The sequence below is a fragment of the Serratia sp. TSA_7 genome (genome assembly GCF_052692135.1).
In genome coordinates, this window is the sequence record NZ_JBQZFU010000001.1 from 539365 (window position 1) to 554237 (window position 14873).

Consider the following 14873-nt stretch of genomic DNA (forward strand, 5'->3'; position numbering starts at 1 on the left):
AAGCAGGCACATCACTCAGGTAAGTGACTGGGGTGAGTCTGTGCAGCCAACAACGCCAGGGTCGGAAAGATGACGGGTATAGTTGCGCCAGCCGCCAAACTCAGTGATGTCCAATGCGCCTTCCAGCCCCCAGGGTTCGCAGATAAAACCTTTTACCCGGCGGCCATCCGCCAGCAGCAGCGTGCCGATGCCTAGCGGCGCCGGGATCTCCGCCACAAATTCGCCGAAACGCGCCAGCGGGATGTCCCACAGCTCAACGCTGATGGCGGCCCCCTGCCCGGTTTTGACCAGCCCCGGTTTGGGCGGCTGAGTATTGGCCAGGGCGTAGAGCCGGTAGCACGGCGCGGTAGCGGTTTGCTCCACCCATACCGCGTCGCGCTGGGTAAGCTGGGCATTCAGCGGCATACCGCTGAGGTGAGCGCCCACCACCGCCACCCGCACATGTTCCACCGATGGCGTCAGCGGCGCCGGCGGCGGCAGCGCGCGGCCGGTGGCGCCGAGCGGCAGGTTCTGAGCCTGTTGCCAGCGCAGGCCGAAGGCCGCCAATGCACGATCGTGCCAGGCCGGCGCGATCAGCGTGATGCCGGCAGGCAGGCCGTCGTCGCGCATCGGCGCAGGCAAGGCCAGCGCACTCAGATCGGCCAGGTTGGTAAAGTTGGTGTAGGTACCGAATTGCGAATTGAACAACACCGGCTCCTGCTCCATTTCCGCCAAGGTGCGCAGCGTCGGTGAAGTCGGCACCACCAGCGCGTCGTACTGCGCCAGTTGTTGGCCAATTTCCCGCGCCAGCTCGGCACGCAGGTATTCCGCCTTGTAGGCGTCGCAAGCGCTGTACTTAAGGCCGTTATTGAGGATGCCGCGCACCACCGGGTTGATGGCCTGAGGATTGCTGTTCAGCATCGCCTCGACCGCCACGGTACGCTCCGCGACCCAGGGGCCGTAATAGAGCTGCTCGGCCAGTTGGTGAAAGGGGGTGAAATCTATGGGTTCAAGCGCGACACCGCAGCCTTGCAACTGCGCCAGCGCTCGTTGAAACGCCTGCTCGGCCTGTGTGTCGCCGAAAAACTCGGGCTGCGCGGGGACCGCAAACCGCGGCGCGGCGGGCAAATCCGCCGGAGCGGTGCGCGGGTTGATGCACGAATAGGCATCGGCCGCGTCATAACCGCCGGCCATCTCGGCCACCAGAGCGGCATCCGCCACCGTCAGGGCAAATACCGAGACGCTGTCGTTCAGGCGGCACGCGGGCACCACGCCACGGTTCGACAACCAGCCTTTGGTCGGTTTGAGACCGACGATATTGTTGAACCCCGCGGGAACGCGCCCTGAACCTGCGGTATCGGTCCCCAGCGAGAACGGCGTCAGGCCGCGCGCCACCACCGAGGCCGAACCGGAACTGGAGCCGCCGCTGACGTAGCGGCTGTCAAAGCTGTTGACCACCGCACCGTGCGGTGAACGGGTGCCGACCAGGCCGGTGGCGAACTGATCGAGGTTGGTTTTACCGATAACGATGGCGCCGGCGATGCGCAGATTGGCGACGACCCTGGCATCCTCTGCGGCCTGGTAGGTGAATTCCGGGCAGGCGGCGCTGGTCGGCCAACCGCCGACGTCGATATTGTCTTTAACAGCAAAGGGCACGCCGAACAGCGGCAGGCGGCTGATATCCCCGGCGACCGCGTCCAGTTGCTGTGCCAGCTGTCGGCACTGCGCTTCCAGCTGCGCGGCGGTGGCAAGGTAAAGCCAGGCGTTGTCGTCCAGGCTCAGGCCCGACGTCAGCGCCTCCAGCGTGGCGCGCACGCAGGCCATGCGCTCGCCGGCCGGCCTGGTGTGATAATGGTGCTGCCATTCACTGAGGGTGAAACCGCGTTGTTTAACTGGCTGGGTCATCGTCTGAATTCCATCTAGTACACAAGATGGGATTCAATAGAGCAACCGGCGTGCCAATTTTTAATCCACTGATTTCAATAAATTATAATTAAAACTTATGACGGGAGAGTAAAAAACCTGCACCAGTGGCGCGCAATCGTCGGACAAAAAAGGTGCAAAAAATGGGAGAAAGCAGCGATCGCCGCTTGGAAACGCAGAATAATATTGTCACATCATGCTCGCTCAAATTTACCGCTGGCGCTGGGAGCTCTACGCCAGCGGCGCGCCTATGCTGCGCCAATCACTATCAATTCCTGTTCTTTGGTTGAGATCACGATACCTATAAAATAGTGCATTACACGAAAAAATAATTCACGTCCTCGTAAATGCACAATACCCAGTGAATTGATGTTGTGCCATACACAACACAAAATGAGAATAATTATCATCTATTGACACCAACATGTTTGCTCGACAGAGTGAAAATACTGTATATAAACACAGTTAAATATAGTATTTCTTATCAAGGAGAGAGAATATGAGTGGTGGAGATGGGAAAGACGCTCGTGGCCCAACCGGTGGCGTGAATGGGGGACCAACTGGTCTTGGTGGCGGGCCTAATGTCGGCCACGGTGGTACGCTAACAGACACGATCAACGGTGTGACGATGACCTTTGAGGGGGTTCATGCTATTGATTCTGGCAGCGGCATTCAATGGGGCGGTGGTGACTCAGGCAAGGGCAACAATGGCGGGTCGAAGAGTGGTGCCTCTGGCAGGAATGCTCTTAGGTCCATACCTGGACACCCTAACGTTGTCGATGGCGGACAACTCACGGGTGATAACAGGGATAAACATCTGTACTATTCTCGCACAGAAAATTTTGTTTATTCAGTGAGTATTGACCGAAACGGTAATGAAAAAGGAGCGTTTCAAGTCTCAAGACCAAAGACGAATGAGAGTGATACCCGCACATCATGGGCAAAAGGTGAAGAATACCGAAAAAGTGTGGCTCGGGAGCAGGTAAGGAATTATCTGAATGATGAGAAAAATGTGCTCATGGAAGCCAGCGGTATTATCGCTGATGCGGGTGAGAAAATCAGTAATCATATCAGTGGCCAGTATAAGCGATATGCTGGAGAAATTGCGAATAACCTTCGTAATTTCCAGGGGAAGACGATAAGAAATTATAACGATGCCTTAGCCTCATTGAATAATATCATGTCAAACCCCTCGATGAAGGTAAAGCAAGGTGACAAACAAGCACTTATTAGCGCGATGAAAAGCGTTAAGGCTAGTGATTTGGCAAGTCGGTTTGGTCACTTTGGAAAATTCTTCAAGGCAGCAGACCTCGCCATCAAGGCTGACAAGATCCGTGATAAGGCTATTGAGGGATATAATACAGGTAACTGGGCACCCTTGGCATATGAGATTGAGGCGATGGTACTTAGCGGTATCGTAGGCGCTGTGGCATTAGGGTTGGTCACTGGGATTTTGTCTCTGCTTGCATTGTCTGCGCTCTTCACCGCAACAATAACGATTGCTGCTGCCGCCTTGATTGCCTATGCGACCTCTTATATTGATGCGGCTCTTGCCGAACGGTTTAATAACGAGGTTGTTCGCCCAACCAATTAACCCCATCATTTTATCCTGGTCGTATTAGGATGAGAGAGATTTTAAGAACCTCTGTCTGAGGCTCTATTTATTTTATTTTTATTTAATAAGCCATAAATAGATAAGTTTAACCAACATGGCGAGTAAAAAGGTCAATGCGTACAATCCAGAGAACACTACAAAATAATAGAACAAGATATAAAAATCATTGGAGGCAGTCGCCTTCAACAACCTATTTCCGTTATTTATGTCGAATGCACTTATCACAAATATATAAAAAATCACTGCATAAACCGCCAAAAACCCAAATAAATAAAATATCAATGATGCCTTGTCTTCGGTTTTAGGGTTTGATTTGACATATTTTAAGTACTTTACTGCAAAATAGATCGAGAACAAGGGTGCCAGTTTGCAATACATACCCAATGGTTTTGTAAGTGCCAGATTGGTTGATGAGATATTGGTACTGATGTTTTTAGTCAGTTCCAGGAAATAATACAAAGCTGGACTCTCTGGCACAGCCTTGAAAAAAACAAATATTAGTATTAATGGTAGTATGCCGATTAAGCCAATCTTGATGAATTTCTTCCATGCATACAAGTCGTTACTCATGATAAGTCCCTGATTGTTTCCTATGAATTCATTATTGGCTATCTGTGAATCAGTGTCCAGTCATGGTGTGAGGGCTATTATCGTTTATCGCACATCACATTATCTGTGCTTCACTCCACTTCATCCTGTTGCCTGATTGGGCTTTTATCACGTTATGCAACAGTATAGATCAGGAAGGCACGCGCCGGTTTGGGCAGAAGTGGTGGGACAATCCGGCCTTACACTGCTGGAACCGTAAACAAGGCACAAATTTCTACAACAAAATAACACAGGACATCGACAAGCTGAACTCGGACTGGCAACAGGAACAACGTCTGAAGGGCATCCGAAATCCTGGCCCCCCTACCTGGTCGCATGATCAGATCATTGCCGCCACCGATTTCAGCGCCTGGCATTTCATTCTGAAGGATAAATTTAGCGCGCCACCAGGGCGAAACATGGGTAATCACCAGGATTACTTATTACCCGTATCATTCAGTCAGTGTTTCAAGAACTATGCTTCGTTTTCACGACGCGGTGCCGATTCTCGTCAAAAACTGCAGAACCGACTCGTCGACCTGAGAAAATACCGTTATCGGCTGATGGCTGCCCCCGGAAATCTCAAAATGTGTGTGGAACTAAAACGGGTGTACTGACACGACCACCATCTGATGCGGATGGCTGGCGGCCCATACAACAGTATGCTGCGGGGACATGACTAGTCCTGATATAGGTTGACACTTTTCAGCCTTATAACGCCCGATGAACTTCATCGGGCGTTTTGTATTTCAGCGACAGGTGCGGCCGCCGCGTGTTATAGAGGTTCACCGACTCCCTGACCATCTTTCTTGCCTGCGTGATATCTTCTGGCCTGCCGAGTAGGTATTCCGTTTTAAGTATCCCGTTTATCCGTTCCGCCAGCGCGTTCTGATAACAGTCATACCCGTCCGTCATCGAGCAGGTGACGCCATATCTCTGATGTAACGCCTGATATTCCTGTGAGCAGTACTGGATACCCCTGTCCGAGTGGTGCACCAACGGCAACGCCGTGCGTCTGCCGGCCAGTGCCATTTTGAACGCGCAGGCGACATGCCGGGTATGCAGACTGTCATGTACGTGATACCCCACGATTTTTCTCGACCAGGCATCCGTTACCAGGCTGACATACGCCGTTCCTGTTCTCAGCGGCAGGTAGGTGATATCCGCCACCCAGACGTGTTCCGGACGGCTGGCTATGACCTGATTGTCCCCCGCCTTCAGCAGGTTGGGATGACGATAAAAACGATGATGACTGTGCGTCGTCTTGTGATATGCCCGTTTAGGCATCACCAGTAACCGCGCGCAACGCAGGATACTGAACAGCCGGTCGCGCCCCACATGCAACGCCGGTTCGGGGCGTTGCCGCAACAGGTGATGCAGCTTACGTGTCCCCAGTCGGGGCTGGTGCAAGCGGATGGCTGTCACCTGTTCGACGAGATGCCGGGCCTGCCCCTCTTTGTCTGCTTCACGCTGCAGGGACTGATACCACGCTTGTCGGCTGATGCCCATCCATCGGCAGGCCCGCGTTACTGTGAGTCCCGGTACTTGTGTTTGCGCGATAAGGCGGTTAGCTGCTTTTTTGTCAGCGTGGCGCCAAAGTCGGTGTTCATCACTTTGACGACAGCTTCGAAGAACTGGGCTTTGACTTCAGATTCAGCCAGTTGCTGCTCAAGTTCTTTAATACGCTGTTCGGGCGTCAGGGGGAGTTTGGGCATGTTATCTCCGCACGTTCTGGTGGAAGGAGAAGTTCGCCAGTCAAGCTGACCGTATTTGCGCAGCCAGTTCATGACAGTCTGGCTGCCCTGGATACCGTAGCGATCTTGCGCCTGGCGGTATGTCATCTCACCTTTTTCGACCTGTTCGACGACGGCCAGTTTAAAGGATAGAGAGTAATCGCGTTGTGTGCGTTTAATATACTGGTTCATCACATTTTCCTCTGTGCGTGAGTAAAATGTGTCAACGCTATTCAGGACGGGTCAATGCAAAGAAAAAGGTCGGGCTGAGCCCGACCTTTTTTTATGCCTGCCGCGGCTGGCCGGCGAAATTTTATGCCGGTTGCTGCTGTGTTTTACGCGTCACCATACGGCGCAGGGTAACGTAGAACACCGGCGTCAGGAATAACCCGAACAACGTCACGCCCAGCATGCCGGCAAACACCGTGATACCGGTCACTCCGCGCACTTCGGCGCCGGCGCCGTGGCCCAGAATCAACGGGATAGTACCGGCAATAAAGGCGATGGAGGTCATTACGATCGGTCGTAACCGCAGGCGGCAGGCTTCCAGCGCCGCTTCCATAATGCTTTTGCCCTGCAACTCAAGCTCGCGGGCGAACTCGACGATCAAAATGGCGTTCTTACAGGCCAGCCCCATCAACACCACCAGCCCCACCTGCACGAACACGTTATTGTCACCGCCGGTCAGCCAGACGCCAAACAGCGCCGACAACATGGTCATAGGTACGATGAGGATCACCGCCAGCGGCAGCGTCCAGCTTTCGTACAGCGCGGCCAGCGCCAGGAACGCCAGCAGCACGGCTACCGGGAACACGATAATCGCCGCATTGCCCTGGGTCGACTGCTGGTAGCTCAGATCGGTCCACTGGATGTTCATGCCGTTCGGCAACAGCTTGGCGGCCATCGCCGTCAGTTCGCTCATGGCCTGCGTAGACGACAGGATGCGCGGATCGGCATCGCCAATCAGGTCCGCCGCCGGGAAGCCGTTATAACGGATCACCGGGTCTGGCCCGTAGGTGGTACTGATGTTGACCATGCTGCCAATCGGCACCATTTCACCCTTGTCGTTGCGGGTGCGCAGGTTGGCGATATCCTCCACGCTGTCGCGGAATTGACCGTCGGCCTGCGCGATGACTTGCCAGGTGCGGCCATAGCGGTTGAAGTCATTGATGTAAGACGAACCCAAATAAGTCTGCAGCGTGCCGAACAGCGCGTTGAGCGGCACGCCCTGCGCCTTGGCCTTATCGCGGTCGATTTTCGCTTCCAGCTGCGGCACGTTGGCCTGATAAGACGAGATCGGGAAACTCATGCCCGGCGTTTGCATGATACTGCCCGACAGGGTATTGATCGCGGTTTGCAGCGCGCCATATCCGAGACCGGCGCGATCCTGGACATACAGCGAATAACCGGAACCCTGTCCGATGCCGAGGATTGGCGGCGGCATGATCGAGAAGGCGAACCCTTCCTGAATCTGCGAGATGCGCGCATTGATCTCGGCGTTGATCTGCGCCGCGCTGCGAGTGCGGGTGCTTAAAGATTCAAGCGCGAAGAACACGGTGCCGGTATTGGGCGTATTGGTAAATTGCAATGCATTCAGGCCCGGGAAGGCTACCGCGTCCGTCACCCCGTCGACGCTCAGGCCGATGGCGCTCATTTTACGGATCACCGCATCGGTGCGTTCCAGCGACGCCCCCTCCGGCATTTTCACCCCGCCAATCAGATAAAGCTTATCCTGCGTCGGGATAAATCCGCCAGGCACGGTTTTAAACATTACGCCCGCGGCGCACAACAACAGTACGTACACCACGAATACCGCGCCGCGTTTGCCGAGCGCACGGGAAACCCCGCGCTGATAGCGCTGTGAGCTGTTGGCAAAGAAGCGGTTGAACGGGCGGAACAGCCAACCGAACAGCCGGTCGATCAGGCGCGATGGCATGTCCTTCGGTGCGCCGTGCGGTTTCAGCAGCAATGCCGCCAGCGCCGGCGACAGGGTCAGCGAGTTGATGGCCGAAATCACGGTCGAAATGGCGATGGTGACGGCGAACTGCTTATAAAACTGGCCGGTGACGCCGGACAAAAATGCCATCGGCACGAACACCGCGCACAGTACCACCGCGATGGCGATGATCGGCCCGGACACTTCGCGCATCGCCTGATGCGCCGCCGCCAGCGGCGATAAACCTTCCTCGATATTACGCTCGACGTTTTCCACCACCACGATGGCGTCATCGACCACGATACCGATCGCCAGCACCAGCCCGAACAGGCTGAGCGTATTGAGCGAGAAGCCCAGCAGGTACAGCGCGGCGAAGGTACCGACGATGGAAATAGGCACCGCCAGCAGCGGAATGATCGAGGCACGCCAGGTTTGCAGGAACAGGATCACCACCAGCACCACCAGCAGCACCGCTTCGAGCAGGGTATCTACCACCGCGCGGATCGAATCGCGGACGAACACCGTCGGGTCGTACGGCGATTTCCAGCTCATGCCATCCGGGAAGCGGGTCGACAGTTCGGCCATTTTGGCCCGTACCGCATCGGACAGCTCGATGGCGTTAGCGCCCGGTGCCTGGAAAATACCGATCCCGACGGCATCCTTATTATTGAGTTGGGCGCGCAACGCATAGCTGCCGGACCCCATTTCAATGCGCGCCACGTCGCGCAGGCGCACTATCTCGCCGTTGTCGCCGCTCTTGAGGATAATATTGCCGAACTCTTCCTCGGTTTGCAGGCGGCCCTGGGCGTTAATGGAAAGCAGATAATCGCTGCGGTTCGGCATTGGCTCTGCGCCCAGTTGGCCGGCGGAAACCTGCACGTTCTGCTCCTGCATGGCGGTGACCACGTCAGAAGCGGTCAGCCCGCGCGAGGCGACCTTATTCGGATCCAGCCAGACGCGCATGGCGTATTCACCGGCGCCGAAAATCTGCACCTGGCCGACGCCCGGCAGGCGGGCCAACTCATCTTTGACCTTCAGGGTGGCGTAGTTACGCAGATACAGTGAATCGTATTTACCGGAAGGGGAAACCAGATGCACCACCAGCGTCAGGGCCGGGGACTGCTTCTGCGTGGTTACCCCTTGGCGGCGCACGTCTTCAGGCAGGCGCGCCTCTGCTTGCGCGACGCGGTTTTGCACCTGCACCTGCGCCTGATCGGGGTCGGTTCCCGGGCGGAAGGTAACGGTGGTTACCAGCACGCCGTCAGAGCCGGCCACCGATTTCATGTACATCATGTGTTCGACGCCGTTGATTGCCTCTTCCAGCGGCGTGGCCACCGTTTCGGCAATCTCTTTCGGGTTGGCGCCTGGGTACTGGGCGCGCACTTGCACGCTTGGGGGCACTACGTCCGGGTATTCGCTGATCGGCAATAGCGGGATCGCAATAACGCCACCGACGAAAATCAGGATCGACAGCACCGCGGCAAAGATCGGCCGGTCGATGAAAAAGCGGGAAAAATCCATGGGTCAGGGTTCTCTGCTGGTGGCTTAGTTGACTGCGGAAACGGGAGCGTTGGCTGCCATCACGACGGTTTTCGCATTGACCGGCATCCCTGACATAAACACTTTCTGCATGCCGTCGACGATCACCCGATCGCCCGCCGCCAGGCCTTTCTGCACGATGCGCAATCCATCCGCCACCCGGCCCACTTCGATATCGCGCCGCTGCGCCTTGCCGTCCTTGTCGACGACATAAACGAATTTGCGGTCCTGATCGGTCATCACCGATTTATCGTCGATCAGCATGGCGTTGAACTCGGCGCTGCCGGGCATCTGCACCCGCGCAAACAGCCCTGGAGTGAAACGGCGCTCGTGATTTTCGAGCTGGGCGCGCATGCGAATGGTGCCGGTGCCGGCATTCAGCTGGTTGTCGGTGAAATCGACAACGCCCTGATGCGGATAACCTTCTTCACCCACCAGGCCGACCTTGACCGGTAACTTCGCCTGCGGATCCTGGCTGCGTTGGCCATCGCGCGCCATATTCTGGTAACGCAGGAAAGTGGCTTCGTCGACGTCGAAATAAACATAAACTTTATCTAGCGACACCAGCGTAGTGAGCACGCTGGCGCTGTCCCCGGTGGTGACCAGGTTACCTGCGGTGATCATGGCGCGGCTGGCACGCCCGTCGATCGGCGCGGTCACGCGGGTAAAATCGAGATTCAGCTGCGCGATATCGAGCTGGGCCTGGGCCGCCAGCACGTTGCTTTGTGCCTGTGCGGCGGAGGAGCGGCGTTGTTCCCATACCTCGGTCGAGATCGCCTGGGTGCCGATCAGTTTTTCGGTACGGCTGGATTCACTGCGGGCCAACGCCGCCTGATTACGTGCCCGGACCAGCTCGGCTTGAGCCTGTTCGCGGGCGGCGCGGTAGGTGCGATCGTCAATGGTGAACAGCACCTGGCCTTTTTTAACCTCATCGCCTTCGGTGTAATTCACCTTATCGATATAGCCGGAAACCCGCGGGCGTAGCTGAACGCTTTGCACCGCTTCGATCCGGCCGTTAAAGGCATCCCACTGGCTGATGGGTTTTATTACCACGTTAGCGGCGCTGACGGCCGGTGGCGGGGGAGCTGCATTTTGAGCGACGCTGTTGTCGCAACCAGCAAGCAAGGCGACCAGCAGCGCTACTGCTGAAAGACGCGCGCTGAAACCGATGCTGTGAGCGTTAAACAATGAGTTTGGCTGGCTTGGCATTATTTTTATTCCATGGGTGAGCGCGGTCAGGCCATACACCCGGCCCTGTTATCCGGGTAACGTCCCTGGCCTGTGACCGGCGGCAGAGCGGTTGCGTCGTTCATCGGCACAACGTTAGTTTTTGAAACACATTGTTGTCACATTAATGTATTAATATCGGTTACATTAACCGGATGGATTATAGAAGCGCCTGTCGAATAAATGCAATAATAAAAATTGCATTTAATGCGAAACTGCTGCAACGTAGTGACATCGGGCAGCGGATTTACCTGCCAATGTCATGGGAGCGTCAGCATGAACAGCACGGGTTTTATTACCGATTTGATTGAGTGGATTGACAACAATCTGGAAGAGAAGCTGGATATCAACACCGTAGCGGACCGCGCGGGGTATTCCAAATGGCACCTGCAGCGCATGTTCAAACGCCAGACCGGCTACGCGTTGGGGGAGTATATCCGCATGCAGAAACTGAAAGTTTCCGCAGAGCGCCTGGCCAACAGCGGCGAGCCTATCGTCAGCGTGGCGATATCACTCGGCTTTGACTCGCAGCAATCCTTCAATCGCAGTTTTAAACGCCAATTCGGCCAGACTCCAGGCGACTGGCGCCGCGCCGTGATGCAGCCGCATATCGCCGCCAGTCGCGCACACTGAGGCGGATTGCAGACAGCAAAAAAGCCTGGACGCGAATCCAGGCTTTCTCTTCAGAATATGGCGGTGAGGGAGGGGTTCGAACCCTCGATACACTTACGCGTATACACACTTTCCAGGCGTGCTCCTTCAGCCACTCAGACACCTCACCGTATTTTTTCGTTGCGTACTCTCTGGTGCAACGGGGCGCTACTATAGGGAGTGGGGGCGAACCGGTCAAGCAGAATTTCTGCGTTTCGGCGCGTCCGCTCACGTGCTGCTCAGTTTGTCGAAAACTGCGGCGAACCCTGTGGACCCTTAGACCTGCTGGCGTTTTCCCTGTCTTGCAGACAACAAAAAAGCCTGGACGTTAATCCAGGCTTTCTCTTTAGAATATGGCGGTGAGAGAGGGCTTGATTCGCTGCGCTCACCCTACGGGCCGCCTTTGGCGGTCCAAAACGCATGCGTTTTGTCAAACCCTGTCGAGGCTTCTCACCCCTCTCTGCGGGGATTTATAAAAGCAAAAAAGCCTGGACGCGAATCCAGGCTTTCTCTTTAGAATATGGCGGTGAGAGAGGGGTTCGAACCCTCGATACACTTACGCGTATACACACTTTCCAGGCGTGCTCCTTCAGCCACTCAGACACCTCACCGTTTTGTAGCATCGCTAACGCATTGCGCTGTCGACGGGCGCTAATGTAGGAGAATCTGATCCCAGCGTCAACCCTCTTGTGACATAACAATGACTGTTTAGCTAAAGTTGCAGCAATTTGCTGATTTCCCGAGCGATAAACCGTTGCCCGATGCGTACCCGAGGGATAGTAACGATGCTAAATTATCTCACAGACTAATGTTTGAGTGTATTGGTATACAACAGCTCAATATACCAGCAGAGAAGTCTTGGGCTGCGCTGTTATATGCATTAATACTGGATTATTAGTCATATGTGTCGCTAAATAGATCGCTGCTGACGCGGAGGATTTGGCAAGGAATATCACTCCGCCGCGCAGGTTGCCGGGCCGTACGCCGGCGATAACGCAGACAGGGACTGATCAATTAAAATAACGGACTCGACGAATTTCAACGGGCAGCCAGCGGCGCTGCGGCTTGAAATACGACGGGCATCATGCAGCAGAGGTTCACTTTGACTCCATCGGACTCCATGCCGGCGGCGCATCAGCGTCACGCCATCCCCCCGGGCGCCGGGGCACTGTTTTTTATCCAAATCTTCGCCACGCTGGGTTTTGCCGTGCTCTACTCCACGCTGGTGCTCTACGCCACCAAACGCCTGGGCTTCAGCGAGGGCAGCGCTAACGCCATGATGGGCGTGTTCGGCGCCTTCAACTATGGGCTGCATATGTTCGGCGGCTACCTGGGCGGGCGCTTTCTGAGTAACCGGAACCTGTTCGTACTGGGTATGGTGCTGCAGGTGATCGGCTGCGCACTGATTGCCGTGGCGGGCGTTTGGGGTCTGTACTGGGGGTTGGCGATGTTCCTGACCGGCAGCGGGCTGAACGTCACCTGCATCAATATGATGCTCACCCAGCGCTTCAAGCCGGATGACGATCGGCGCGAATCGGCGTTTTTGTGGAACTATGCCGGGATGAACCTCGGCTTCTTTGTCGGTTTTACCGTGGCCGGCTATTTCCAGTTGAGCGAAAACTACCGCGCGCTGTTCCTGTTCGCCACGCTGGGCAATGCGGCGGCGATTATCGTCGCCGTCAGCCGTTGGCGCATTCTGGCCGATCTCAACACGCCGTTGCATGACGCCAGCCGCGCGCAATACCGCTGGCGTATGCTGGTCGGACTGGCAGTATTGGTGGCGCTGGTGCCCATTATCCGGGTGATGCTGACCCATGCGGAATTCAGCGGGCATTTTGTGATTGGCCTCGGCGTACTGATTTTCCTGATGCTGTGCGTGGTCACACTGCGTCACCACCCGCGCACAGAGCGCCGTCGCATGGTGGCCTATCTGATTCTGGCGCTGGGCTCATTGGTATTCTGGGCGCTGTACCAGTTGGCGCCTATGGGGCTGATGCTGTTCTCCGAGCACAATATCAACCTGAACGTCTACGGTATTCAGGTCGCTCCGCAGTGGATCCAGAATATCAACACGCTGGTGATCGTCGTGGGCGGGCCGCTGATGGCCTGGTGGTTTAACCGCTTGCGAGCCCGTGGCTGCAATATCGATATCCCGTTGCAATTCTCCGGCTCGTTGTTTTGCATCGGGTTGGGCATGCTGGTGTTGCCGTTGGGCATCAGCCTGGCCGGCGGCGACGGGCTGGTGGCGTTTAAATGGATCGCAATCAGCTACATACTGCAAAGCATTGGCGAACTTATGATCTCCCCGATCGGCTACGCGATGATCGGCAAGCTGGCGCCACCGCGTTATCAGGGCGTCATGATGGGCTGCTGGATGATGGTCACCGGCGTCGCTTCGGTGTTGGCGGGCTATGTCTCCGGCCTGATGCCGGAAAACAGCGGCAGCACTCCGGCGCTGACCAACCCCGGCTACAGCGAAATATTCAGTGCGCTGGGCTGGGGGGCTGCGGGCGTTGGCGTGGTGATGTTGATCCTGATCCCGCTGTTGCGCCGGCTGATAAGGCACGACGCCCCCGTCGCCGCCTGAGATCTCTGCAGGATAAAAAAACAGCCCCACTGGTCGGGGCTGTTTGCGTTTTTGGCTTTAGCGCTTGCATCTGTCGGCGAATCGCGGAAATCTGGATGAAAATGCATAAAAAACAGACGGAGTCTGACCGATGAACATCATTTATTACCACCCCTTATTTAACGCCCAGGATTGGTTGGCAGGCATCAAACAGCGTCTGCCGCAGGCCAACGTTCGCGAATGGCAACCCGGCGACGATCGCCCGGCGGATTATGCGCTGGCGTGGCGTCCGCCGCAGGAGATGCTGGCTAACCGCCGGCAACTGAAAGGGGTGTTCGCCCTGGGGGCGGGCGTCGATGCCATTCTCGAGCAAGAGCGCCAACATCCCGGCACGCTGCCGGCGGGTGTCCCGCTGCTGCGCCTGGAGGACACCGGCATGGCGCAGCAGATGCAGGAATATGCGTTGAGCTACGTACTGCGTTACTTTCGTCGTTTCGACGAGTATCACTTGCTGCAACAGCAGCAAAAATGGCAGCCGCTCGATCCCCACCAACAGGATAATTTCACCATTGGCATCCTCGGGGCAGGCGTTCTGGGGAAAAGCGTGGCGCAAAAGTTGGTGGAGTTCGGTTTTAACGTACGTTGCTGGAGCCGTAGCCCGAAGCAGATCGATGGCGTTGAGAGTTTTGCCGGCGCAGAGCAGCGCACTGCGTTTCTCAAGGGCACTCGATTGCTGATCAACTTGCTGCCCAATACGACGGAAACCGCCGGTATCCTCAATCGCCACCTGTTCGCGCATTTGGTGCCGGGAGCCTATCTGATCAACATCGCCCGCGGCGCGCATCTGGTTGAGGACGATCTCTTGCAGGCGCTGGAGCAGGGGCAGATTGCCGCCGCCACCCTGGATGTGTTCGTCAACGAGCCGCTGCCGCAGGCACACCCGTTCTGGCGTCATCCGCGTGTCACCATTACCCCGCATATTGCTGCCATCACCTTGCCGGAACAGGCGATGGACCAGATAGCCGCCAACATCCGCACTTTAGAGACCGGGCAAACGCCGGCAGGGGTGGTGGATGTGCAACTTGGTTACTGACCTTTCGGTGACTCACCTGCTAA

General features: G+C 56.2%; 9 protein-coding genes, 2 tRNA genes, 1 other RNA gene and 1 pseudogene. 5 read left to right on the forward strand and 8 right to left on the reverse strand.

The window, feature by feature from the left end; genetic code table 11:
• Positions 1-15 precede the first annotated feature (15 nt).
• Entirely contained in the window at positions 16-1884 is a 1869-nt protein-coding gene (gene atzF / locus ACUTQW_RS02635; RefSeq protein ID WP_006324272.1) for an allophanate hydrolase, read from the reverse strand.
• A gap of 517 nt (positions 1885-2401) precedes the next feature.
• On the opposite strand from atzF, the gene ACUTQW_RS02640 reads away from it, so the two are divergent.
• The gene (locus ACUTQW_RS02640) at positions 2402-3496 is read left to right on the forward strand and encodes a colicin-like pore-forming protein (RefSeq protein ID WP_006324270.1); all 1095 of its coding nucleotides are present in this window, start codon (positions 2402-2404) and stop codon (positions 3494-3496) included.
• 78 nt (positions 3497-3574) lie between these two features.
• Here ACUTQW_RS02640 and cui read toward each other — a convergent pair whose 3' ends face one another.
• Positions 3575-4087: a colicin immunity protein Cui gene (cui, locus tag ACUTQW_RS02645; protein WP_020438698.1), complete on the reverse strand. Its 513-nt coding sequence runs from the start codon at positions 4085-4087 to the stop codon at positions 3575-3577.
• A gap of 128 nt (positions 4088-4215) precedes the next feature.
• Here cui and ACUTQW_RS02650 point away from each other — a divergent pair, with 128 nt between their 5' ends.
• On the forward strand, positions 4216-4722 hold the full coding sequence (locus ACUTQW_RS02650) for a hypothetical protein (RefSeq protein ID WP_235196092.1): 507 nt from the start codon (positions 4216-4218) through the stop codon (positions 4720-4722).
• A gap of 62 nt (positions 4723-4784) precedes the next feature.
• Here the strand turns inward: ACUTQW_RS02650 and ACUTQW_RS02655 are convergent.
• The 3 genes and pseudogenes from ACUTQW_RS02655 to ACUTQW_RS02665 all read right to left on the reverse strand — a co-directional run bounded on the left by ACUTQW_RS02655 (position 4785) and on the right by ACUTQW_RS02665 (position 10522).
• Positions 4785-6030, reverse strand: a pseudogene (locus ACUTQW_RS02655) (IS3 family transposase).
• Positions 6031-6151: 121 nt separating this feature from the next.
• Positions 6152-9295, reverse strand: coding sequence for a multidrug efflux RND transporter permease subunit SdeB (gene sdeB, locus ACUTQW_RS02660; RefSeq protein WP_006324728.1), 3144 nt, complete (start codon positions 9293-9295; stop codon positions 6152-6154).
• A 24-nt stretch (positions 9296-9319) separates the two neighbouring features.
• Complete coding sequence (locus ACUTQW_RS02665) at positions 9320-10522, reverse strand: efflux RND transporter periplasmic adaptor subunit (RefSeq protein ID WP_004943089.1); 1203 nt, start codon at positions 10520-10522, stop codon at positions 9320-9322.
• A 294-nt stretch (positions 10523-10816) separates the two neighbouring features.
• Here ACUTQW_RS02665 and ACUTQW_RS02670 point away from each other — a divergent pair, with 294 nt between their 5' ends.
• Entirely contained in the window at positions 10817-11173 is a 357-nt protein-coding gene (locus ACUTQW_RS02670; RefSeq protein ID WP_006324729.1) for a helix-turn-helix domain-containing protein, read from the forward strand.
• Positions 11174-11231: 58 nt separating this feature from the next.
• Here the strand turns inward: ACUTQW_RS02670 and ACUTQW_RS02675 are convergent.
• From ACUTQW_RS02675 to ACUTQW_RS02685, 3 genes are all read right to left on the reverse strand, one after another.
• Positions 11232-11321 (reverse strand) — tRNA-Ser (locus ACUTQW_RS02675).
• 224 nt (positions 11322-11545) lie between these two features.
• Positions 11546-11666: non-coding RNA, RtT sRNA (locus tag ACUTQW_RS02680), on the reverse strand.
• A 46-nt stretch (positions 11667-11712) separates the two neighbouring features.
• Positions 11713-11802 (reverse strand) — tRNA-Ser (locus ACUTQW_RS02685).
• Positions 11803-12311: 509 nt separating this feature from the next.
• On the opposite strand from ACUTQW_RS02685, the gene ACUTQW_RS02690 reads away from it, so the two are divergent.
• Together ACUTQW_RS02690 and ghrA are read left to right on the forward strand one after the other, a co-directional pair.
• Positions 12312-13778 carry a peptide MFS transporter gene (locus tag ACUTQW_RS02690; protein WP_006324731.1) on the forward strand — a complete coding sequence of 489 codons (1467 nt, stop codon included), beginning with the start codon at positions 12312-12314 and terminating at the stop codon, positions 13776-13778.
• A gap of 130 nt (positions 13779-13908) precedes the next feature.
• On the forward strand, positions 13909-14850 hold the full coding sequence (ghrA, locus tag ACUTQW_RS02695; protein WP_037432683.1) for a glyoxylate/hydroxypyruvate reductase GhrA: 942 nt from the start codon (positions 13909-13911) through the stop codon (positions 14848-14850).
• The last annotated feature ends 23 nt before the right edge of the window (positions 14851-14873 follow it).

What these genes read in the sequence shown, in the direction of transcription:
- atzF (WP_006324272.1), bottom strand. Translation starts at nt 1,884, where the DNA reads ATGACCCAGCCAGTTAAACAACGCGGTTTCACCCTCAGTGAATGGCAG.
- ACUTQW_RS02640 (WP_006324270.1), top strand. Translation starts at nt 2,402, where the DNA reads ATGAGTGGTGGAGATGGGAAAGACGCTCGTGGCCCAACCGGTGGCGTG.
- cui (WP_020438698.1), bottom strand. Translation starts at nt 4,087, where the DNA reads ATGAGTAACGACTTGTATGCATGGAAGAAATTCATCAAGATTGGCTTA.
- sdeB (WP_006324728.1), bottom strand. Translation starts at nt 9,295, where the DNA reads ATGGATTTTTCCCGCTTTTTCATCGACCGGCCGATCTTTGCCGCGGTG.
- ACUTQW_RS02665 (WP_004943089.1), bottom strand. Translation starts at nt 10,522, where the DNA reads ATGCCAAGCCAGCCAAACTCATTGTTTAACGCTCACAGCATCGGTTTC.
- ACUTQW_RS02670 (WP_006324729.1), top strand. Translation starts at nt 10,817, where the DNA reads ATGAACAGCACGGGTTTTATTACCGATTTGATTGAGTGGATTGACAAC.
- ACUTQW_RS02690 (WP_006324731.1), top strand. Translation starts at nt 12,312, where the DNA reads ATGCCGGCGGCGCATCAGCGTCACGCCATCCCCCCGGGCGCCGGGGCA.
- ghrA (WP_037432683.1), top strand. Translation starts at nt 13,909, where the DNA reads ATGAACATCATTTATTACCACCCCTTATTTAACGCCCAGGATTGGTTG.